We start from the raw sequence: 21,989 nt of genomic DNA, 5'->3' as shown, positions 1-21,989 counted from the left end.
TCCAGTACAGAAAACGCCGGCATTCGCCGGCGTTTTCTGCATTCACGCCTGGCGTGGATCTACCCGGCGAAACCGCCTTCGGCCAGGTAATCCAGTTCTTCCGGGGTGGGGATGCGGCCCAGCACGGCATTGCGGTGCGGAAAGCGCCCGAAGCGACGGATGATGTCGCGGTGCAGCTCGGCGTACTGCAGGTATTCCTTGTCGCCCAGCACATCGAACATCGCCACCGAACGGTCCTGGTCCAACGGGTCCTCGGAGTGCTCGAACGGCAGGTAGATGAAGGCGCGCAGCTTCGGCACCAGCTGCAGGTCCAGGCCTTCCTCGATGGCGCGCATGGCGTAGTGCCGGGCCAGGCCATCGGTGGCATAGGAATGGGCAGTACCGCGGAAGCAGTTGCGCGGGAACTGGTCCAGCAGCAGCATCAGCGCCAGTGCGCCCTCGGCACTGCCCAGCCAGTGTTCACGCCCACGCGAAGCGGCGGCGAAATGCTCATCCAGAAACAACTGGCGGAACTGCGCGTCGAACGCGTCGTCGCGGGCGAACCACTTCGCAGGGCCCGCCTCCTTCCAGAATTCCACCACTTGCGCGGCAACGTCCATTACCTACTCCCAGGCCCGGACGCCCCGCGTCCGGCCTTCATCATCATTCGTCGAAGCGCAGGTGGCGGACCGACTTGCCGTTGCGCCGGATAAGCTTAAGCGCCTCGATACCGATCTGGATATGGTTTTCCACGAACTGGGAGCTGACCTTGGCATCGGAGGCCTCGGTCTTGACCCCGTCGGGGATCATCGGCTGGTCCGAGACCAGCAGCAGCGCGCCACTGGGAATGTGGTTGGCGAAACCGGCCGCGAACACCGTGGCGGTTTCCATGTCGATGGCCATGCAGCGCATCGCCCGCAGCCGCTCCTTGAAGGCCTCGTCGTGCTCCCAGACCCGGCGGTTGGTGGTGTAGACGGTGCCGGTCCAGTAGTCGTGGCCGCGGTCGCGGATCATGGTGGACACCGCACGCTGCAGCGCAAACGCCGGCAACGCCGGGACTTCCGGCGGCAGGTAATCGCCCGAGGTACCCTCGCCACGGATCGCTGCGATCGGCAGCACCAGGTCGCCCAGCTGGTTCTTGCGCTTGAGGCCACCGCACTTGCCCAAAAACAGCACCGCCTTGGGCATCACTGCCGACAGCAGATCCATGATGATCGCGGCATTGGGGCTGCCCATGCCGAAGTTGATCATGGTGATGCCGTCGATGGTGGCACTGGCCATCGGCCGGTCCAGGCCGATGACGGGCGCACCGGTCAGCTCGGAAAAGGTGTGCAGGTAGCCGCCGAAGTTGGTCAGCAGGATGTGCTGGCCGAACTGGTCCAGCGGCACGCCGGTGTAGCGCGGCAGCCAGTTGTCGACGATTTCCTGCTTGCTCTTCATGGGCGGTCCGGTACGGCGTGGGGGCCGCCATTGTAGGCGTGCACGGGCCAACCCACACCTGGGCCGGCAACGAAGAAGGGCGGCCCTGCGGCCGCCCTCCTGGTTTCCCTGCGGGAACCAGTGGTTTAGAAGCGCACCGACCAGCGCAGGTTGGCACTGTGGTCACGGCTTTCGTCGCCAAACTGGCCGCTATAGCCCAGCTCCAGCTGCTGGCGTGTGGTCAACCATGCCGACAGCCCCAGTTCGGCCACCACCGTCCTGTCAGCCAACGGGGCACCGCTGACCACGAAGCTGTCGCTGCCGGTGGCAAAGGCGAAGCGGGCCGCCGGGTCGCGGTCACCGCTGGCATGGCGGTACCCGACGCCACCGCGCAGGTGCAGCCAGCTGTCCTGCTGGAACGAAGCCTTCAGGCCCTTGTCAAAACGCAGGCCGGCCGTGGCCACGGTGGTACGCAGATCGTCCACCTCACCCTGCAGTGCAGCCGCACCGCCGCGTTCGTTGACGCGCTTCATGTCCACTTCCACACGTGCGAGCTGCAGGTAAGGTTCCAACCCCGCCTCGCGGCCGCCGAAGCGGTAGCTCGCCTCGACGAACGCCTGGCGGGTGCGGCCGTCATAGCGTGCCGCCAGCGTATCGCTGTAACCGGAGAAGGCCAGCTCGCGGGTGCTCTTCACCTCATGCTCGCTCCAGGCCAGGCCACCCCGCAGGCCGAAGGCGCCCCAGTCGTGACTGGCATAGGCCCCCAGGTGCGTATTGTCGACCTTGGCACGCGCACGGCGTCCTCCCTGCTGCTTGGCATCGGTACGGCCGGTACCGGCCAGCATGCCCACCTGCCAGCCGTTGATCTCGCGGTCCACGCCTACCAGCAGGCCGCTGCTGTTGGCTTCGGTGCGTGCGGTGTTGCCATTGCCGTCCAGCGTGGTGCTGCCACCGATGGCCTGTACCCAGACCCCCGTGGCGGCGTCGCCGTCTGCTGCCGGCGCGCGTACGCCGACGCGGCGCGACAGTGCGGCATCACGCACGTAGCGGCTGCCCTCGACCAGGGCCATCGCGGTGGCCGCATGCAGCTCGCCGCTGAGGCCGTCCAGTGCAGCGCCTACCTGTTGAGGGAACAGCAGGGTCAGTGGGCGCGGCAGGCCCTGGTTGACCGCCAGCCGGTCGGCCACAGTGGCCACCGCGCGCTGGTTGTCGGTACTGGCGGCACTGGCGAGCGGATTGCCACGGGTGACTTCAATGCGCGCGCCACCGGTGCCATAGGACAGCCCGAATTTCAGGAACGGCGAGAACGCACTGAAGTCGGTGGTGGCGAACTGGCCACGGATTCCGCCCTCGGCACGGATGAAGTTGAACTGCTCACCCAGGTAATAGGTGCCCGCTTCCGGCAGGGCGATCAGGGTGCCGCCCAGGGTGGCGGTACCGGTGACGCGCAACTGGTCACTGTGCCCGCCCGGGGCCAGCTCGGCCTGGTACACACCGGTGGCGGTCTGCACGTAGTCGCCGTTGATGGTCAGCGTGCCGATCGAGTTGCCCGGTGCAACGATACCGGCCACGGTGGTATCGCCCAGCTGGCCGATGCCCTTCAGTGTGCCGTTGCGGCCAACGAGGGTGTGACCACCGCTCTGCGTGCCGTTGAACGACAGCACGCCAGCGTTGACGGTCAGGTCGGAGCCTGCGAGTAACCCGCCTGCATTCACACGGCTGTTGCCCAGGCTGGTCAACGCGCTGTTTTCCAGCCTTCCGTTCAATTCGAACGTCCCCTGCGCGGCCACCGAGGTGTGGGCGCCGCGCTGCACGCCGTCGAAGATGACCACGCCACCGTTGACGTTCAGGTCGGAGCCATCCAGCACACCGCGTGCGTTGATGTGGCTGGAGCCCCCCTGGCTGTTCAGCGCAGTGTTCTTCAACGTGCCATTGAGCAGGAAGCTGCCGCCGGCCACGTCCACCGCTCCGGTGAGCGTATTGACGCCATCCAGTTCGAGCACGCCCTCGCGCACCAGCGCACCGTTGAAGCTGTTGTCGCCGCTCAAGCGCAGCCAGCCGATGCCGCTCTTGGTCAGCTTGCCGGGGCCGCCGATGTCGTTGGTCCAGTTGTCCCAGGCATCGCCTTCCCACACTTTCAGGCCACCGGCACGCTGGTTCATCACCACGTCGGTGTCCACGCGCAGCGAACCGTAACCCTCGATGGCCTTGGCCAGGTTCAACAGGCCCCAACCGTAGATGTCGTCGATGCCGGGCGCGCCCAGATCGGTGGTCGTGGTCAGCAGCACATCGCGCACTTGAGCGCTGTCCAGATAGGGGAAGCGTTCAAACAGCAGGCCCAGCGCGCCGGTGACGTGGGGCGCGGCCATGGAGGTTCCACTCAGCAGCGCATAGCCATAGGTAGGCACGCGCTGCTGGATGTCCAGGCTGACGTTGCCGTTGGCGTCGATGCCGACGCTGCCGGCCAGGCTGGAATCATCACCATAGGCGGTCGATACGATGTCCGAACCCGGTGCGGCAAGGCACCAGTTGGCACTCAGGCCGCACTTGTTGGAACGATTGCTCAGGGTCAGATTGGTACCGACGTTGACCACGCTCAACCAGTACGGCTCGATGTCGGCGAATGCGCGCGGCAGCGTGGCGTAGAGGCCGGCGATGGGGCTCTGCGCAGGCGTCGGAATGACCGAACTGGTATTGCCGGCCGCCCACACCTGGATCATCCCGCGCGCACGCGATCCGTCGGCAAAGGTGTTCAGGTACTGGCGGTCGTCCGGGTCGTTGTAGATCGCGTCCATGTCCGTCGCTGTCGTCGGTTCCGTGACCAGGCCCCAGCTATGGTTGATGGCACGCACGCCCTGCGCGTTCATCTGGGCATACAGGTCCTGGAAGGCGCTGACTTTCGGGCCGATCGCGCCCAGCGTCACGACCGAGTAGCCAGTCGCCGTACGCTGCCACTCGCGGATGCTGTCGGAGAACAGCCGGCCAACGGTCAGGTCCGAACCGAAGGACACACCGTGCATGCCGCTTCCGTCCCGGTTCGCCGCGATGGTGCCAGCAACGTGCGTGCCATGGATCTCGAACTGCATCCCCGGCTGCACATAGGGGCCCGACTCGATGATCCTGCGGATGTTGTCGGGCACGTTGGCGTTGTACCCGACATAGCTGATCTGGACGTCATCGCCATCACTGGCGAAGCAGGCCGCCGGCCCACGCACTGCGGTGGTATTGGTGCAGCGCGTGCCGTCAGCCATCAGATCGGCGATGCGGATGCTGCGGTTGTCCTTGCCGGCGAATTCCGGATGGTCCAGACCCGTGCCACTGTCGAATACGCCCAGGCGGATGCCCGCACCGGTCAGCCCGCGCGCATAGGCCACGTCGGCATTGATCGCGGCCAGGCCCCAGTCGAGTTCGAATTCACTGGTACGCCAGCTCGCAGCGTCGCCGGGCTTGCCCATGACCGGCTCCGCGGAAGCACCGGCGCTGGGAGCCAGCGCCGCCACCGGAATCGCTACCGAGGGAGCGATCATCGCGGGAGCGGAGGCGCTCACCCCGCTTTGCGCGGCGAACGCCGACTGCAGGCTGCGCTGCAGCTGGTAACGGGCCAGGGCGTCGTCACTGTCCTGGGCCAGTACCGGCAGTGCGGTGGCCACCAGCAACGAACCGACAATGGCCGACGCCAGCGGCGAGGGGAGGAAGGAACGGCGCGAAACGGTCGAACGGCGGAGCTTTGCAGCAGTCATCGGTTGCGTCCTTGATTCCATGAGAGGTACGGGCCCGGCTCCCTCGTTGGAGCAGGTGCGTAAGCTGGTGACACAGATCAGCGCAAGACGTAATCAGCCCATTGCTTCATCCAACGTTAATATTTCCTTCACAAATCCTCCATCAGAAAATTCCTACCCCCCACGCCCCTGTCCAAGGTCACTTGGCAAGCCATACCGGCCCCGGCTAGCGTCGGTGGATTCATGTTTCTGGCGAGGGGAACTGCATGGCATCGTCGTTGTTGCGCGCCGGAGTGGCACTGGCACTGCTTTCATTGAGCACGGCGCCTGCGGTGGGGGCGTCGCGCTTTGTCACCGATCCCTACCCCAGCACCTACCAGGCCCATCCCGATGCGCCGGTGCTGATCCAGAACGCCACCGTGCTGACCGGCACCGGCCAGCGCCTGGACAACGCCGACGTGCTGCTGCGCGACGGCCGCATCGTTGCCGTCGGCCGCCAGCTGCAGGCCGATGCCGCTGTCACCCGCATTGATGCACAGGGCAAGTGGGTCACTCCGGGCCTGATCGACGTGCATTCGCACCTGGGCGTGTATCCCAGCCCGGGTGTCGGTGCGCACAGCGACGGCAACGAGATGACCGCACCGGTCACCGCCAACGTCTGGGCCGAGCACTCGGTGTGGCCGCAGGACCCGGGTTTCGCCACCGCACTGGCCGGCGGCGTGACCAGCATGCAGGTGCTGCCGGGCTCGGCCAACCTGGTCGGTGGTCGTGGTGTGACCCTGAAGAACGTCCCCGCCATCACCTACCAGGCGATGAAGTTTCCCGGCGCACCGTGGGGACTGAAGATGGCCTGCGGCGAGAACCCGAAGCGGGTGTACGGCGGAGGCAAGGGCGTCGCTCCGGCCACGCGGATGGGCAACGTTGCCGGTTACCGCGCCGCCTTCATCGATGCCGCCGACTACATCGCCAAGAACAAACCGAAGCCGGCCAAGCGCAAGGGCTGGTTCGGCAGCGACAAGGGCGACAGCGCCGGTGATGCCGGCGGCAAGCGCGATCTCAAGCTGGACACGCTGGCCGGTGCGATCGAGGGCGACATCCGCGTGCATATCCATTGCTACCGCGCCGACGAGATGGCCACCATGCTCGACCTGGCCAAGGAATTCGGCTTCAAGGTGGCCGCTTTCCACCACGGCGTGGAGGCCTACAAGCTGGCCGACCGGCTGGCCGCCGACGGCGTCTGCGGCGCGCTGTGGGCCGACTGGTGGGGCTTCAAGATGGAAGCCTTCGACGGTATTCCGGAGAACATCGCCCTGGTCGATCGGCCGAAGAACAGCTGCGCCATCGTCCATTCCGATTCACCCGAAGGCATCCAGCGCCTGAACCAGGAAGCGGCCAAGGTGATCGCCGCCGCGCGCCGCGCCCACATGCCGGAGATCACCCCCGAGCACGCCATCACCTGGATGACTGCCAACGCCGCCAGGGCGCTGGGGATTGAAGGCCAGACCGGCACTCTGGAGGCGGGCAAAATGGCCGATGTGGTGGTCTGGAACGGCAACCCCTTCAGTTCCTACGCGCTGGCCGAGCAGGTCTTCATCGACGGCCGCCGCCTGTACGACCGCAGCGCACCTGCGGCCACGCCACGTTCCGACTTCCAGCTTGGCCAGGAGGTGCACTGATGGGCGCGTTGAACAAGCGTCGCCGGGCATGGCTCGGCGCTACGGTCATGGTGCTGGCCTGCCTCTCCGCATCCGCGCAGGCGCAGGACCTGCTGGTGCGCAACGCGACCGTGCATACGGCCAGCACGCGCGGCAGCCTGCAGCACGCCGATGTGCTGGTGCAGGGCGGGATCATCCGCGCAGTCGGCAGCGGACTGTCCGCCCCGGCCGGGGCCAGCGTGGTCGAGGCCGATGGCCGCCCGCTGACACCGGCGCTGTTCGGGGGCATCACCGAGATCGGCGTCGAAGAGGTCTCCGGTGAAGCGAGCACGGTCGACAGCACGTTGAAGATCGGCGAACAACCGTTGCGCCCCGAGTTCGATGTCACCCTGGCGTACAACCCGGCCTCGGTGCTGATCCCGGTGGCACGCCTGGACGGCATCGGCTTCACCGCCCTGGGGGCGGCCACCGGCGGCGGCTTCGTTGCAGGCCAGGGTGGCGTGATGCGGCTGGACGGCAGCGCCGATCCCCTCGGGCCGCGCGCGCTGTTCCTGCGCCTGGGGTCGGCCGCAGTGGAGCTGACCGGGCAGTCGCGTGCAGCGCAATGGATGCTGCTGCAGCAGATGGTGGACGAGGCGCGCGGCCAGGTTGCCGCCGACTCGCCGCACGCACTGCTGACGCCGGCCGGGCGCCGCACGCTCAGCCGCTACCTGGCCGGCCACGGCCGCATCGTGGTGGAGGTCGATCGCGCCTCCGACATCCGCCAGCTGCTGCGCTGGGCCGCCCGCGAGAAGGTGAAGATCGCCATCGCCGGTGCCAGCGAAGCGTGGCAGGTGGCGCCGGAGCTGGCCGCTGCCCAGGTGCCGGTGTTTGTCGACGTGCTGTCCAACCTGCCGGCCAGCTTCGATCAGATCGGTGCCACCCTGGAAAATGCGGCACGCCTGCATCGTGCGGGCGTGGCCGTGTCGTTCATGCAGCGTGGTGATGCTTCGCACAACGCGCGCAAGATGCGCCAACTGGCTGGCAATGCAGTGGCCAACGGTTTGCCCTGGGCCGACGGTCTGGCCGGGCTGACCCGGGTACCCGCACAGGCGTTCGGCGTGGCCGACCAGATCGGCAGCATCGAGCCCGGCAAGCGCGCCGACCTGGTGCTGTGGGAAGGCGACCCGCTGGACGTGGCGCACTATGCCGAACAGGTCTGGCTGGGCGGCCGTGCGATGCCGATGCGCTCGCGCCAGACCGAACTGCGTGATCGCTACCTGCAGCGCAATGCGCAGCCCTGACCTCCAGTTATTCAAGGAAACCTGCATGGCCACCCTGCGCTGGTACTTCGACTTCGTCTCGCCCTATTCCTACCTGCATTGGCAGAAGCTGAAGCAGCTACCCCAGTTCGCACAGATCCAGACCGTGCCGATCGCCTTCGGTGCCGTGCTGCATCACCTGGGCAACCTCGGGCCGGCCGAGATTCCGGCCAAGCGCCGCTTCATGTACCGCCAGCTGCTGTGGACTGCGCAGGCCGAAGGAACACCGCTGCGGTTCCCGCCGGGCCACCCGTTCAACCCGTTGTCTGCCCTGCGGCTGTGCCTGGCCGCCGGTGGCAGCGTGCAGGCGGTGGACGTGCTGTTCGACTGGATCTGGCGCGACGGCAATGCCGCCGATAGCGCCGAGGCCCTGCGCGAACCGGCTGCGCGGCTGGGGATCGAGGATGTCGCCAGCGCCATCGCGGCCCCGGCGGTCAAGGAACAGTTGCGGCGCAACACCGAGGCCGCAATCGGCGCCGGGGTGTTCGGGGTCCCGACCCTGGCCATCGACCAGGAACTGTTCTGGGGCAACGACGCCCATCCGCTGATGGCGGCCGTGCTGGCCGATCCCGCCCTGCTGCTGCAGCCCGAATGGCAACGCCTGGACAGCCTGCCGGTGGCGGTACAGCGCGATCGCTGAACAGGGGTGTCGCCTTTCCCTCGGGCGCGGGCTCTGGTTTTGAGATAGATTTCACGTTTCCGAACCTACAACCGCCCTGGAGGGGGAGCCGCGGATGCGCATCGGAATCGTCGTCGACTCGGCCTGCGACCTGCCGCAGGACTTCATTGCCGAGCACAACATCGTGCTGCTGCCGATCACCGTCCGCATCGGCGAAGCCGTGCTGGCCGATCACCGCGATGAGCAGGCCACGCTGAGCTTCCTGCACGCGCACGTGGCCGAACACGGCGCCGAGGCGGAAACCATTCCCTTCAGCGTCAACCAGATCCGCGACCTGTTCCTGCAGCAGCTGGTGATCGATTACGACCACGTGTTCTGCATGACCATCACCAAGACCCGCAGCCCGATCCATGACAACGCGCTGCAGGCCAGCTTCGCCATCCTCAACGACTACAAGCCGGTGCGCCAGGCGGCAGGCTACAACTCACCGTTCGCGCTGCGCGTGCTCGATACCCAGAACCTGTTCGCCGCGCAGGCGGTGACTGCGGTGGAGGCGGTTCGCCTGCGCGAGAGCAACGCCAGCGTGCAGCAGATCCGCGAGCGGCTGGAGGAACTGGCCGGCAACGTGCACGGCTATATGGTCACCCGTGATCTGTACTACATGCGTGCGCGCGCACGGCACAAGGGCGACCGCAGTGTCGGCCTGCTCAGTGCGGCGCTGGGCAGCGCGCTGGACATCAAGCCGGTGCTGCACGGCTACCGCGGCGAGACCGGGCCGGTGGCCAAGATCAAGGGCTTCGACAATGCCGTGCAGAAGCTGTTCGCGGTGGTCGGCCAGCGCGTGCGTGCCGGGCTGATGACACCGACGGTGTGCGTCAGCTACGGCGGAGAACTGGACGAGCTGCGCACGCTGCCCGGCTACGCACAGCTGAAAGAGGTCTGCGCCACCCATGGCGTGACCGTGTACGAATCGGTGATGAGCCTGACCGGCATGGTCAACGTCGGCAAGGGCGCGGTCACCGTAGGCTTCGCCGATGGGCCGCATCGGTTCGAATGAGCGCTGGCCACGGCCGGAATCTGCACATCGATTCCACTGCGGTTGTGCCAGTCTTGCCGCACTTCAAGGAGAACTTCATGCCTGCGCAGTACCACATCAGCCTACCCGACCCGTCCAAGGCCCGTGGCAATGACCCTGACCTGTCCTTCCACTCGCAGGGCGCCGCCGGCTTCGCCGAAGAGCTGCAGGATGCCCTGCGCAGCGGCACGCTGTTCGAGCGCTGGAAGGCCAAGCAGCCCGACCCGGACGCGGTGGAACCGCAGTGGGGCGTGACCGATCCGGACGCCACCGTGACCGGCGAGCAGAAGGACCTGCGCATCAACCTGGTCGCCACCACCCGCATCGACAGTGACGTGTTCAAGCAGCGCCTGCGCCTGCTGGCCGGCCACCACTGGGAACTGCGCGACGTGCGTTGAGGCCACGCCGTGGTAGTGCCGGCCGCTGGCCGGCAACCGAGGAGATGCCGGCCACCGACCGGCACTACCCAGTGCGATGTTCCTGGACGGGCGGCACGCCATGGGCTGGTCCGCTCAGCAGTCCATCGTTCCGTGCGCGTTGCCCTCGTCATCCAGCACGTGTGCGTGCAGGACCACCTGGTTGCGGCCAGCCCGCTTGGCGGCATACAGGCCGGCATCGGCGTCTGCCAGCAACTGATCGGCACTGGCCAGAGCCGGCGGATGCAGGTAACCCACGCCGACGCTGATGCTGACCGCGCCTTCCGGCAATGGCAGCGCTTCGACCGCTTCGCGCAGCCGCTCGGCCAGCGCCAGCACGCCCGACAACGGGCTTCCAGGCACGATGACGGCGAATTCTTCACCGCCATAACGCGCAACGCTGTCACCACCGCGACCGGCTATGGCCTTCAGCACCCCGGCCACCGCCTGCAGGCAACGATCACCGGCCGGATGGCCGTGCTGGTCGTTGAAGGCCTTGAAGTGGTCGATATCCACCAGCAGCAGGCCCAGCTCGGTGCCGCTGCGCCGCGCGCGATTCCATTCGGAGGTCAGCCGCGCGTCGAACTCGCGGCGATTGGCCACGCCGGTGAGGCCATCCTGCCGCGCCAGTTGATCCAGTGCTGCCTGGCGTTCCAGAAGATCGGTCTGCAGCAGGACGCTGCGCAGGCCGAAGCCGAGCGTGGCCACCACGAAACCCGCCACTGCCAGCGGTCGGGCATGGTCGACCACCAGAGTACCCACCACCAGCAGCAGCAAGGGCAGGATCATCGGCCCGGCAGACTGCACCGTGCGCGACAGCCGCGGATGCGGCACTGCGCCCGTGACGGGCGCCCGGTCCAACGCCAGCACCGCCGCCAGCAGGAACGGCAGGTCGATCAACAGATCATTGAAGGCTCCGAATGCGTCTTCCGAGGTGTAATGGTTGATGTAGTAAGCCACCAGCAGATAAGCCAGTGCGTACAGCGCCAGCACCCGGAAGAAACCGCGCCGCTCGGGGACGTCACCGGCCAGCCAGCGCACCACCGCAAAGCCAGCGATGCACAGGTTCTGGATGTCGAACATACGCTGCATGTTCGACATCGCATGGGCATCGACATCGATGCGGGCGGCAAACGATTCGGTATGCACGAAGAACAGCACGCCCAGCAGCGCGGCCATTGCCGCATCGATCAGGCTGATGCCCGACCGCTCGCGGCGTGCGCGCGCCAGGATGAACACCAGTGGCACGCCGTACAGTACGTACAACAGCAGGCTGGCGTGGGGAGTGAAATCGGCCCGCCCGGCGCCCAGCGCGTCGATCATGTTGAACGCCATGCCGCCGGCCCACAGCAGCAGCGCCAATGCCATGGCCCGCCACCCCAGTGCAGCGCGGTCGCGGCGGGCCCGCCACAGGCAGGCCACCGCAGCCAGCAACGGGGCGCCGGTCAGAAAGACGAAGGAGCCCGCCCCGGCGGGACCGGGCCACAGGGCCAGCACCAGCCCATGGCACAGCACATACAGCAGCGCCAGCACTACCGGCATGCATCCCCCCGATCCGCAAGGCCGTCTGAGCGCACGATAGCGCGCCAGCACGCCACAGCGGCGTGATCCACTGCGGCAAAACGACACTCCGCGTGCGCCGCCATGGTAGTGCCGGCCGCTGGCCGGCAATCCCGGGGAATCCCTGGGCGTTCCGGTGATGCCGGCCCGCGGCCGGCACCACCGGAACGCGCTCAGCCCTGCAGGGCGCGGGCGTGGTGGGCGATGTGCTCGCCGATGAAGCTGGCGATGAAGTAGTAGCTGTGGTCGTAGCCCGGCTGCAGACGCAGGGTCAGCGGATGGCCGGCGGCCGCGCAGGCCTGCTGCAGGCGCTGCGGCTGCAGCTGGGTCTGCAGGAACTCGTCCGCCTCGCCCTGGTCGACCAGCAATGGCAGGTGCTCGCTGGCCGCCTCCAGCAGCGCGCACGTATCCCACTGCGCCCAGTCGGCCGGGTTGTCGCCCAGATAAGCCGTGAACGCCTTCTGCCCCCACGGTACGTGGCTGGGCGCGACGATCGGCGAGAACGCCGACACACTGCGGTAGCGCCCCGGGTTGCGCAGCGCTATCACCAGCGCACCGTGGCCGCCCATTGAATGGCCGCTGACAGCACGCGCGCCGGTGACCGGAAAATTCGCTTCGATCAGCGCCGGCAGCTCCTGCGCCACATAGTCGTGCATGCGGTAGTGCTTCGCCCACGGTGCACGGGTGGCGTTGAGGTAGAACCCTGCGCCCTTGCCGAGGTCGTAGCCTTCGGCATCGGCCACATCATCGCCGCGCGGGCTGGTATCTGGCGCGACGATGATTACGCCGTGCTCGGCTGCATAGCGCTGCGCACCGGCCTTGGTGATGAAATTCTGCTCGGTGCAGGTCAGGCCGCTCAGCCAGTACAGCACTGGCAGCGGCTGCACTTCCGCCTGCGGCGGCAGGTACACGGCGAACTGCATGTCGCAGCCCAGCGTGGTCGAACGATGGCGGTAGACGTCCTGCCAGCCGCCGAAACAGGCGCGGTGTTCAATGCGTTCCATGGTGCTCTCCTGCGTGCCGGCGTCAGCCGTCACGTGTGTTGATCAACTCATCCAGCCGCGACAGCAGGCGCAGAAGCGATTCGACGCCAGGCTGGCCATCCAGATTGCGGTACGCCGCCACCGCCACGTCGCTGCGCGGTGGCCATTGGCCGTCGGCGCGGGCTTCGTGCAGGCGCGGCAGGAATACCTGCGCAAGCCACTGCTCGAACGGCATGCCATCGTCGCTGCCGAAGGCCGAAGTCACCGCACGCGGTGGCCCCACCTCGCCGTCGACCCAGCCCAGCGCACGCAACGCCTGCTCGATCGGGTCGACCAGCGCCGCGCGCGGATCTTCCGCACGCGGCCTGCGCAAGGCATCGAACCAGCCCACGCCGCGCCTCAGTAGTGGACCACCGTACGGATCGACTTGCCTTCATGCATCAGGTCGAAGGCGTCGTTGATCTTGTCCAGGTCCATGGTGTGAGTGACGAACGGGGCCAGTTCGATGTCGCCCTTCATCGCGTCCTCGACCATGCCCGGCAGCTGGCTGCGGCCCTTCACGCCACCGAAGGCAGTGCCCATCCACTTGCGGCCGGTTACCAGCTGGAACGGGCGGGTGGAGATCTCCTGCCCGGCACCGGCCACGCCGATCACCACGCTCTGGCCCCAGCCACGGTGCGCGCATTCCAGCGCCGCGCGCATCACGTTGACGTTGCCGATGCACTCGAAGCTGTGGTCCACACCCCAGATGGTCATTTCCACGATGACCTGCTGGATCGGCTTGTCGAAGTCCTTCGGGTTGATGCAGTCGGTGGCGCCGAATTCGCGCGCCAGTTCGAACTTGGACGGATTGGTGTCCACCGCGATGATGCGGCCGGCCTTGGCCTGGCGCGCACCCTGGATCACCGCCAGGCCGATGCCACCCAGGCCGAACACCGCCACGCTGTCGCCTTCCTGCACCTTGGCGGTGTTGTGCACCGCGCCGATGCCGGTGGTGACGCCGCAGCCGAGCAGGCAGACGTGTTCCGGGTTGGCGTCCGGGTTGATCTTCGCCAGCGAGACTTCGGCAACGACGGTGTACTCGCTGAAGGTCGAGCAACCCATGTAGTGGTACAGCGGCTCGCCGTTGTAGCTGAAGCGGCTGGTGCCATCGGGCATCACACCCTTGCCCTGGGTGGCGCGCACGGCCACGCACAGATTGGTCTTGCCGCTCTTGCAGAACAGGCACTCGCCGCACTCGGCGGTGTACAACGGAATCACATGGTCGCCGGGCTTGACGCTGGTCACACCCTCGCCGACCTCCACCACGATGCCGGCGCCTTCATGGCCCAGCACCACCGGGAACAGGCCTTCCGGGTCATCGCCGGACAGGGTGAACGCATCGGTGTGGCAGACACCGGTATGGGTGATCTTGACCAGCACTTCGCCCTTCTTCGGCGGGGCAACGTCGATCTCGACGATCTGCAGCGGCTGGCCGGGACCAAAGGCGACGGCGGCACGGGATTTCATGGGTGGACTCTCCAGAGACAGGCAATGACAGGATGGGCGGCGCCATGTTGCGCCGTCGTTTACTTCAGGTACGAGCGGATCAACGCGCTCATGTCGCGCACGCGTTCGGCGCGTTGTTCGTCGGAGGCGGCGGGCTGGCCGAATTCCTCGCGCAGATGGGCCTCCATCACCTCGGACATCAGGCCGTTGACCGCGCCACGGATGGCGGCGATCTGCTGCAGCACCGGCCCGCAGTCGGCGCCGGCTTCCAGCGCGCGGTCAAGCGCATCGCACTGGCCGCGGATGCGGCGCACGCGGGCCAGGACCTTCTTCTTCTCTTCGGGGGAGTGCGGCATGGCGGGCCAGTTCGGAACTATACTGGGGGATAGTATACATAGAAGCGCTTGGTTTGACGCAAATGGCTTCCTGAGACTCCGGAATGGCAGCTTTGAATCCAACCGAATCAATTACTTGAGACGATCCAGCGGTCAGCAAGGCCGTGTCGGGCAATCTTTGGGGGTCGCAACATCCGGAATGAAATGATGGGCATTGGCATCCAACTCGGGCGCATCACCGATGAGATCGGCAGCAGCGATTTTCTGCATGCGTTCTTCTCGACGATCACCGGCAATCTAGAACCGGATGGATGGGGAAGCCGCTTCCCGATCATCATGAAGCAGCTTTACGCCGGCTGCGTGCAGAAATCAGACGCGGCCACTGCGCTGTCCGAGATGCACGTCATCCGCCGCGAGCTGGCCCAGCTGCCGCCCGTCCAAGTCATCTGGTCGTTCGATGATCGCGCCCAGCGCCCGCCATGGGGGGAAGCAATCGCCCCTGACATCGAGTCCTTGGCGACCCATTTCGTCACCGCACGGGGACGCGATCTGATCGCACTTCTAACTGAACTGTTTGAGGAGCTCCAGGATGGCGAGGATGACGTCGCTCGGATCGTCAACTATTGATACTGGCGCAACCCGTTCAGCCCAGAAGACCTTCCTCCGCCACGCGGATCGCCCATCCGGATCGGCCCGCCGCAGGCGGGGCTCCGACCCATGTCCTCAGGCATCCTCGCGCACGTACGCGAACGACTCGTCCAATTGCTCGAAGCCGATCACTTCAGCGACGATGGCCTGTGCATCATCTTCGCTGATGTTTCCTTCCTCAATATCGTCAACACGGGCGAACAGCCGCTGCAGGGCTGCGTACTGGTCGCCGCGCAGGAAGGACTGGTGGGACTGCAGCCAGCGCTGCAGATTGCCGGCCAGCTCGCCGTGCGACAGCAGCGTATACGGCGCTTGGTAGTCGGCAACCGCTTCAACCATCTTGCGGAACAGGAAATCCTGGTAGTTGGCGGCCAGCACATCGGCACGATCATCGTCATGCCACACCAGCACGACGGGCGGCTCGGCAACACCGGGCGCGTTGCTCCAGAAGCAGTAGCTGTCGCCGCCGCCGGTCCGCGCAAACGGCAGGAGCTGCAGGTCAGGACGCAGGGGATTGTAATGATCCTCGGCGGTCAGCTCCTGCCACGCCTCCAGCAGTTCGTCGTGTTCCAATGGCTCGTAGTCCTGGGCGTACAGCAGCACCGGCGGATCCGCCTGCAGCGTCGGGAACACCACCTCGGACCATTCCGGATGCGGACTGCCCCAGCTCAACCGGCCTGCTGCATGCAACTGCTTGAACAGGGGCGGGAAGGCCTGGCCGGTGACCTGTTCGATGTCGGATAGCGCGCTCATGGATGTCCTTGTCGATAGAGGTCGCCCAGCTTGCCCGAATCCGCGCAGGAGATGAACCGGCAGCAGCAGGTGGCGGGACTAGACTGCAACCACCGGATGCTGGAAATCACTGCCATGAATGCGACTGCCCGCAACTTCATCGTCAACATCGACGTACCCGACCTGGCCGCCGCCGAAACGTTCTACCTGGCCGCGTTTGGATTGCACATCGGTCGTCGGCTCGGTACCGGCGCGGTGGAACTGGTCGGTGGGCCAACACCGCTCTACCTGCTGCAGAACGAGGCTGGCAGCGCCGCCACCGAAGACGGCGACGTGCGTGACTACGAGCGCCACTGGACCCCGCTGCACCTGGACTGGGTGGTGGAGGACATTGATGCCGCGTTGATGCGTGCGGTCGCGGCCGGGGCGATGCTCGAGCAACCGGTGCGCGAGCGCCGCTGGGGCCGTATCGCCGTGCTGGCCGATCCGTTCGGGCACGGCTTCTGCCTGATCCAGTTCAGTGGCGAAGGCTACGACGCGCTGGTCGAATGAATTGCCGGCTGCGCCGCAGACGCCAATCCACGCATGGCGCGGAACTACTGATCCGCTTCAAGCAACGCGTGGAGGCTGTCGTTCGGCAGTAGATCCACGCCATGCGTGGATGCAAACCAAAGCACCTCACTCCCGCAGCATATCCACGAACGCGCGCAACGCGCCGGGCATCTGCCGCTGCTTCGGATAGTACAGCGCGAAGCCGGCGAACGGTTCGCTCCAGTCTTCCAGCACCGCCACCATCTGGCCGGATTCGATATACGGCCGCGCGGTGTCTTCCAGCACGTAGGCAAGGCCGATGCCATCAAGCACCGCGCCAACCACGGTGCCCTGCTCGCTCAATGTGAGCCGGCCCGGCACGTCGAGCTCCAGCGCTTGCCCGCTACGCTCGAACTGCCATTTGTACAGATGGCCGCTGGCAAAGCGGAAGCGGATGCATTCATGCGCGGCCAGGTCGCGCGGATGCTGCGGCGCCGGATGCCGCCGCAGGTAATCCGGCGAGCCGACAATCAGCCCACGCAGCGGCGGCCCCATCGGCACCGCCACCATGTCCTCCGGCACGAACTCATGCAGGCGCACGCCCGCGTCGTAGCCCTCGGCGACGATGTCGACCAGGCCATCGTTCTCGGTCAGCTCGACGCGCACATCGGGGTGAGCGTGCAGGAAGCGCGCCAGCCGAGGTCGCAGCTGGGTTGCCACCGCCGCGCGGGTGGCGTTGAGGCGCAGCAGGCCGGCCGGGGCCGCGCGGAAGTGGTTCATTTCTTCCAGCGCGTCATGCACCTGCCCCAGCGCCGGCTGCAAGCGCTCCAGCAGGCGCTGCCCGGCCTCGGTCAGGGCCACGCTGCGCGTGGTGCGGTGGAACAGGCCCACGCCCAGTCGTTCTTCCAGCGCGCGGATCGCATAGCTCACCGCCGAGGTCGACAGCGCCAGCTCGGCACCGGCGCGGCGGAAGCTGCGGTGGCGGGCAACCGCCGCGAACGCGGCCAGGTGGGAAAGGTTGTCAGTGGCCATGATTGTGCAGTTTTACTTGATGAATCATGCCGATATCCACGCTTCTTGCCATTGGGAACGCGGCGTATTGTAAAGCGCCTTTCGATAAACCCTGCCAAGGATTCCCCATGTCCCTCGCCCGTGGTTACGCCGCCCATTCCCATACCGCCCCGCTGGTCCCCTTTGAGTTCGAACGCCGTGCGGTCGGTCCCGACGATGTGCGCATCGAGATCCTCTACAGCGGCATCTGCCACTCCGACCTGCACCAGGCCCGCGATGACTGGGGTGGCTCGATCTACCCGATGGTGCCGGGCCACGAGATCATCGGCCGCGTCACCGAGGTCGGCAGCAACGTCACCCGCTTCAAGGTCGGCGACCACGCCGGCGTGGGTTGCATGGTCGACTCCTGCCGCCACTGCGACGCCTGCCAGCACGACTTGGAGCAGTACTGCGCCGAGGGCGCGACCTGGACCTACAACGGCCGTGAACGCGAAACCGGCGCACCGACCTACGGCGGCTATTCCGACCACGTGGTGGTCGAGCAGCGCTTCGTGGTGAAGGTGTCCGACACCCTCGACCTGAAGGCGGCCGCACCGCTGCTGTGCGCCGGCATCACCACGTGGTCGCCGCTGCGCCATTGGAAGGTCGGCCCGGGCCAGAAGGTCGGCGTGATCGGCCTCGGCGGCCTCGGCCACATGGGCGTGAAGTTCGCCAAGGCGCTCGGTGCGCACGTGGTGATGATCACCACCACCCCGGAAAAGGGCGCCGATGCCAAGCGCCTGGGCGCCGATGAGGTGCTGGTCTCGCGCGATGCGGCGCAGATGAAGGCGCACGCCGGCAGCTTCGACTTCCTGCTCAATACCATCCCGGTCAGCCATGACACCAATCCGTACATGGGCCTGCTCAAGCGCGAAGCCACCATGTGCCTGGTCGGCGTGCTGACCGAACTGGACCCGCCGTTGACCGGTGGCAGCGTGATCTTCGGCCGCAAGCACCTGACCGGCTCGGCGATCGGCGGCATGGCTGAAACCCAGGAAATGATGGACTTCTGTGCCGAGCACGGCATCGTCAGCGATGTGGAGATGATCGACATCAGGAACGTCAACGAAGCCTGGGAACGCATGGCGAAGAACGATGTGCGCTACCGCTTCGTGATCGACATGGCGACGATGAAGAACGCGGCCTGAGCCAGGGCAGATGCGAAAAAGAAAAACCCCGGCAATGCCGGGGTTTTTTTCTGGTAGTGCCGGGCGCCTGGCTGCCGGCCAGCGGCCGGCACTACCGCAATCCACTCAGTACGCGAATTCGCGGAACACCGGATCGACGTCACCATGCCAGCGGCCATTGAACAGCGCCAGCTTGCGCTCGGCCGGGGTCAGGCCGGATTCGACGATCTCCTGCAGCACGTCCAGGAACTTGCTCTCGTCCTGGCCATCGGCATTGCGTGCGGCGCGACGCTTGAGGCCTTCCACCGAGATCTTGACCGCCTCGCCGGCGAGGTCACGCACGGTGCCATTGCGGAAAGGCAGGTTCATCGCATGCTTCGGCACGCCGTCACGCAGCGCATGGCGCTCGGCCAGGGTGAAGTCACGCACCAGGTCCCAGGCGGCATCCAGTGCGGTGTCGTCATACAACAGGCCCACCCAGAATGCCGGCAGCGCACACAGGCGGCTCCACGGGCCACCATCGGCACCACGCATTTCCAGGTACTTCTTCAGGCGCACTTCCGGGAACGCGGTGGTCATGTGGTCCGACCAGTCGCGCAGCGTCGGCAACGCGCCCGGCAGCACCGGCAGCTTGCCCTGCATGAAGTCGCGGAAACTCTGCCCGCTGGCGTCGTGGTAGATGCCGTCGCGGTAGGAGAAGTACATCGGCACGTCGAGCAGGTAATCGACATAGCGCTCGTAGCCGAATCCATCCTCGAACACGAAGTCGAGCATGCCGGTGCGGTCGGCGTCGGTGTCGGTCCAGATGTGCGAGCGATAGCTCAGGTAGCCGTTCGGCTTGCCTTCGGTGAACGGCGAATCGGCGAACAGCGCGGTGGCGATCGGCTGCAGCGCCAGCGACACGCGGAACTTCTTCACCATGTCCGCCTCGGTGGCGTAGTCCAGGTTCACCTGCACCGTGCAGGTGCGGGTCATCATGTCCAGGCCCAGCGAACCGACCTTGGGCATGTACGCGCGCATGATCTTGTAGCGCCCCTTGGGCATCCACGGCATTTCATCGCGCTTCCACTTCGGCTGGAAGCCCATGCCGAGGAAACCCAGCTGCAGTTCGCCGGCCACCTGCGCCACTTCATTGAGGTGGGTGCCGGTCTCCACGCAGGTCTGGTGGATGGTTTCCAGCGCCGCACCGGACAGTTCCAGCTGGCCGGCCGGTTCCAGCGTCACCGAGGCGCCATCGCGCAGCAGGGCAATCGTGCTGCCGTTCTCCTGCACGGGCTCCCAGCCGAAGCGGACCAGGCCGTTGAGCAGCGCTTCGATGCCGCGCTCGCCCTCGAAGGTCGGCGGGCGCAGGTCATCCAGGCGGAACCCGAACTTCTCGTGCTCGGTGCCGATGCGCCACTGCGCGCGGGGCTTCTCGCCGGAGGCGATCACCTCCACCAGCTGCGAGCGGTCGGTAATGGGGGTATCGGCGACGTGGCTGGGGCTCGACAAGGGAGAGGCTCGCTGGACGGTGGCGGGGGATGTGGGGCTCGCGGCCTTCCATCGCAAGGGCGCACTATAGCGTGGCACCCCGTCGCGTCATGCGACGGTGACGGGTTTCAGCATCCTACCGACGCCCTCTTGACCCTCGTACACTCAACGTCATGAGCCGCCATTCACGACACCCCGAACTGCACCGCTCCGAACGCGTCGGCTGGCTGCGCGCCGCCGTGCTGGGCGCCAACGATGGCATCGTCTCGGTGGCCGGGCTGGTGGTTGGCGTGGCGGCCAGCGGCGCCTCGGCTGCAACCATTCTGGCCACCGGCGTGGCCGGCACCGTAGCCGGCGCGATGTCCATGGCTGCCGGCGAGTATGTGTCGGTGCAGACCCAGGCCGACACCGAAGCAGCCGACCTGGCGATGGAGAAGCGCGAACTGCGCGACAACCCGCACAGCGAGCTGGAAGAGCTGGCCGCGATCTACCGCCACCGTGGCCTGGAACCTGCATTGGCCCGGCAGGTAGCCGAACAGCTCACCGCCCACGATGCGCTGGGCGCGCATGCGCGCGACGAACTGGGCATCACCGATACCCTGCGCGCCCGCCCGCTGCAGGCAGCGCTGGCCTCGGCCGGTGCGTTCACCTGCGGTGCGGCGCTGCCAGTGCTGGCCGCCCTGCTGGCGCCGGTCGACAAGGTCGCACTGATGACCACGGCCAGTACCCTGCTCGGCCTGTGCCTGACCGGCGCGGTGGCAGCCCAGGCCGGCGGCGCCCCGCCGGTACGCGGCGCAATGCGTGTGATGTTCTGGGGTGCACTGGCAATGGCCGCCGCTGCAGGCGTCGGTCGCCTGTTCGGCGCCCAGGTGACATGACCGGCATGCTGCCGCCAGTTACCGCACTGCTGGCCGAGATGGCCAGTCTGGCCGGCTGCGCACGCGCCGAAGGTTATGCGTGCATCACCGCTCGGCGCGAACATGGCGCCAGCTCGGTGGAGATTCCGCAACCCCAGTTCGCGATCCTGCTGGAAGGCCGCAAGCAGGTGCGTACCGCGCACCAGTCGCTGGAGTTCATCCCCGGCGACATCCTGCTGCTGACCCAGCGATGCCGCATCGATGTAGTCAACACCCCCGACCCACGCAGTGGCCGCTACCTCAGCGCCATCGTGCCGCTGTGTGCCGAAGTGCTGGCGGCCGCACGCACGCTGTGGAGCGGGGAGCTTCCCGCCGCTGGTCATGCGATGGCGCGACTGCCGTTGATCGATCATGGCGCGGTGCTGCGCCAGTGGCGGCAATCGCTGCAGGACGGCCATTACAGCGAAGCGCGGCTGGCCCTGGCCTCGCTGGTACTGACCCTGTGCCGGCAGGGCCACGGCAACCTGCTGCTACCGCAGGCACCGAGCCTGGGCGAACAGATCCGCGACCGCATCGCCGCCGAACCGGCCCGGCACTGGCAATCGCGTGATGTGGAAGCGCTGTTCGCGCTGAGCGGCGCGACCCTGCGCCGTCGCCTGGCGGCCGAGGACACCAGCCTGCGCCAGCTGCTCACCGAGGCCCGGCTGGCGCATGGCATGCAGCTGCTCTACACCACGGACCTGCCGTTGAAGACCGTGGCCGCACGCGCGGGCTATCGGTCTGCGGCGAGTTTCAGCAAGCGCTTCGCCGAGCAGTACGGGCTGGCTCCCACAGACATTTGAGGGGGTTCGGCAGGGCCTGCAGCCCTGCACCTGCAGAGGCAACGGCAACAGCGAAAGCAACAGCAACAGCGGGCTATCCGTGGGATGGCGGGGCGGTGTGGGTGGGCAGGACACGCCGTAAACCCATCCATGGGGGCTCGATGGCGCCATCCATGGCGCCAACGGTCCTGCCCACCCACACCG

Annotated in this window: 21 protein-coding genes; 10 read left to right on the top strand and 11 right to left on the bottom strand. The window is 66.7% G+C overall.

Annotation, left to right across the window (positions count from 1 at the left end; translation table 11 throughout):
• Window positions 1-59: 59 nt before the first annotated feature.
• The 3 genes from VG543_RS10900 to VG543_RS10890 form a co-directional block, all read right to left on the bottom strand.
• A complete protein-coding gene (locus tag VG543_RS10900) occupies window positions 60-599 on the bottom strand; it encodes a DUF924 family protein (protein ID WP_006384394.1) in 540 nt (179 codons plus the stop codon).
• A gap of 43 nt (window positions 600-642) precedes the next feature.
• A complete protein-coding gene (locus VG543_RS10895) occupies window positions 643-1,419 on the bottom strand; it encodes an AMP nucleosidase (protein WP_161770799.1) in 777 nt (258 codons plus the stop codon).
• 125 nt (window positions 1,420-1,544) lie between these two features.
• The gene (locus VG543_RS10890) at window positions 1,545-5,138 is read right to left on the bottom strand and encodes an autotransporter domain-containing protein (RefSeq protein ID WP_329848290.1); all 3,594 of its coding nucleotides are present in this window, start codon (window positions 5,136-5,138) and stop codon (window positions 1,545-1,547) included.
• 245 nt (window positions 5,139-5,383) lie between these two features.
• On the opposite strand from VG543_RS10890, the gene VG543_RS10885 reads away from it, so the two are divergent.
• From VG543_RS10885 to VG543_RS10865, 5 genes are all read left to right on the top strand, one after another.
• Complete coding sequence (locus tag VG543_RS10885) at window positions 5,384-6,793, top strand: amidohydrolase (RefSeq protein WP_423179212.1); 1,410 nt, start codon at window positions 5,384-5,386, stop codon at window positions 6,791-6,793.
• Window positions 6,793-8,055, top strand: a complete 1,263-nt coding sequence (locus VG543_RS10880) for an amidohydrolase family protein (RefSeq protein ID WP_312544162.1) — start codon at window positions 6,793-6,795, stop codon at window positions 8,053-8,055. The genes VG543_RS10885 and VG543_RS10880 overlap by 1 nt, the downstream gene beginning before the upstream one ends.
• A gap of 25 nt (window positions 8,056-8,080) precedes the next feature.
• Window positions 8,081-8,713 (top strand): 2-hydroxychromene-2-carboxylate isomerase, encoded by a 633-nt coding sequence (locus VG543_RS10875; protein ID WP_329848294.1) that lies wholly within the window; start codon window positions 8,081-8,083, stop codon window positions 8,711-8,713.
• A gap of 94 nt (window positions 8,714-8,807) precedes the next feature.
• A complete protein-coding gene (locus tag VG543_RS10870; RefSeq protein WP_058983598.1) occupies window positions 8,808-9,749 on the top strand; it encodes a DegV family protein in 942 nt (313 codons plus the stop codon).
• A 77-nt stretch (window positions 9,750-9,826) separates the two neighbouring features.
• A complete protein-coding gene (locus VG543_RS10865; protein WP_006469105.1) occupies window positions 9,827-10,165 on the top strand; it encodes a hypothetical protein in 339 nt (112 codons plus the stop codon).
• 114 nt (window positions 10,166-10,279) lie between these two features.
• Here VG543_RS10865 and VG543_RS10860 read toward each other — a convergent pair whose 3' ends face one another.
• The 5 genes from VG543_RS10860 to frmR all read right to left on the bottom strand — a co-directional run bounded on the left by VG543_RS10860 (window position 10,280) and on the right by frmR (window position 14,570).
• On the bottom strand, window positions 10,280-11,725 hold the full coding sequence (locus VG543_RS10860; RefSeq protein ID WP_423179211.1) for a GGDEF domain-containing protein: 1,446 nt from the start codon (window positions 11,723-11,725) through the stop codon (window positions 10,280-10,282).
• 191 nt (window positions 11,726-11,916) lie between these two features.
• Window positions 11,917-12,747 carry an S-formylglutathione hydrolase gene (fghA, locus tag VG543_RS10855; protein WP_312544156.1) on the bottom strand — a complete coding sequence of 277 codons (831 nt, stop codon included), beginning with the start codon at window positions 12,745-12,747 and terminating at the stop codon, window positions 11,917-11,919.
• A 22-nt stretch (window positions 12,748-12,769) separates the two neighbouring features.
• Window positions 12,770-13,117 carry a YqcC family protein gene (locus tag VG543_RS10850; RefSeq protein ID WP_100478753.1) on the bottom strand — a complete coding sequence of 116 codons (348 nt, stop codon included), beginning with the start codon at window positions 13,115-13,117 and terminating at the stop codon, window positions 12,770-12,772.
• Window positions 13,118-13,125: 8 nt separating this feature from the next.
• Window positions 13,126-14,235, bottom strand: a complete 1,110-nt coding sequence (locus VG543_RS10845) for an S-(hydroxymethyl)glutathione dehydrogenase/class III alcohol dehydrogenase (protein ID WP_423179210.1) — start codon at window positions 14,233-14,235, stop codon at window positions 13,126-13,128.
• Window positions 14,236-14,294: 59 nt separating this feature from the next.
• Window positions 14,295-14,570 carry a formaldehyde-responsive transcriptional repressor FrmR gene (gene frmR / locus VG543_RS10840; RefSeq protein ID WP_005411009.1) on the bottom strand — a complete coding sequence of 92 codons (276 nt, stop codon included), beginning with the start codon at window positions 14,568-14,570 and terminating at the stop codon, window positions 14,295-14,297.
• A gap of 186 nt (window positions 14,571-14,756) precedes the next feature.
• Between frmR and VG543_RS10835 the strand changes: the two genes are divergently transcribed.
• Complete coding sequence (locus tag VG543_RS10835; RefSeq protein ID WP_423179209.1) at window positions 14,757-15,176, top strand: Imm70 family immunity protein; 420 nt, start codon at window positions 14,757-14,759, stop codon at window positions 15,174-15,176.
• A gap of 96 nt (window positions 15,177-15,272) precedes the next feature.
• On the opposite strand, the gene VG543_RS10830 is transcribed toward VG543_RS10835, so the two are convergent.
• Window positions 15,273-15,950, bottom strand: coding sequence for an SMI1/KNR4 family protein (locus VG543_RS10830; protein WP_423179208.1), 678 nt, complete (start codon window positions 15,948-15,950; stop codon window positions 15,273-15,275).
• A 114-nt stretch (window positions 15,951-16,064) separates the two neighbouring features.
• Here VG543_RS10830 and VG543_RS10825 point away from each other — a divergent pair, with 114 nt between their 5' ends.
• Window positions 16,065-16,481, top strand: a complete 417-nt coding sequence (locus VG543_RS10825; RefSeq protein WP_058983640.1) for a VOC family protein — start codon at window positions 16,065-16,067, stop codon at window positions 16,479-16,481.
• A 126-nt stretch (window positions 16,482-16,607) separates the two neighbouring features.
• Here VG543_RS10825 and VG543_RS10820 read toward each other — a convergent pair whose 3' ends face one another.
• Window positions 16,608-17,492 carry a LysR family transcriptional regulator gene (locus VG543_RS10820; protein WP_058983610.1) on the bottom strand — a complete coding sequence of 295 codons (885 nt, stop codon included), beginning with the start codon at window positions 17,490-17,492 and terminating at the stop codon, window positions 16,608-16,610.
• A gap of 107 nt (window positions 17,493-17,599) precedes the next feature.
• On the opposite strand from VG543_RS10820, the gene VG543_RS10815 reads away from it, so the two are divergent.
• On the top strand, window positions 17,600-18,658 hold the full coding sequence (locus VG543_RS10815; RefSeq protein WP_058983612.1) for an NAD(P)-dependent alcohol dehydrogenase: 1,059 nt from the start codon (window positions 17,600-17,602) through the stop codon (window positions 18,656-18,658).
• 105 nt (window positions 18,659-18,763) lie between these two features.
• Here VG543_RS10815 and VG543_RS10810 read toward each other — a convergent pair whose 3' ends face one another.
• Entirely contained in the window at window positions 18,764-20,128 is a 1,365-nt protein-coding gene (locus VG543_RS10810) for a glutamate--cysteine ligase (RefSeq protein ID WP_423179207.1), read from the bottom strand.
• Between the two features lie 152 nt (window positions 20,129-20,280).
• Here VG543_RS10810 and VG543_RS10805 point away from each other — a divergent pair, with 152 nt between their 5' ends.
• Together VG543_RS10805 and VG543_RS10800 are read left to right on the top strand one after the other, a co-directional pair.
• Window positions 20,281-20,985, top strand: coding sequence for a VIT1/CCC1 transporter family protein (locus VG543_RS10805; protein WP_019662097.1), 705 nt, complete (start codon window positions 20,281-20,283; stop codon window positions 20,983-20,985).
• Window positions 20,982-21,806 carry a helix-turn-helix transcriptional regulator gene (locus tag VG543_RS10800; protein ID WP_423179206.1) on the top strand — a complete coding sequence of 275 codons (825 nt, stop codon included), beginning with the start codon at window positions 20,982-20,984 and terminating at the stop codon, window positions 21,804-21,806. The genes VG543_RS10805 and VG543_RS10800 overlap by 4 nt, the downstream gene beginning before the upstream one ends.
• The last annotated feature ends 183 nt before the right edge of the window (window positions 21,807-21,989 follow it).

This window comes from Stenotrophomonas sp. CASM101 (genome assembly GCF_049384845.1).
In the GTDB taxonomy this organism is placed as follows: domain Bacteria; phylum Pseudomonadota; class Gammaproteobacteria; order Xanthomonadales; family Xanthomonadaceae; genus Stenotrophomonas; species Stenotrophomonas hibiscicola.
This window is presented reverse-complemented; position numbering and strand designations above follow the sequence as displayed.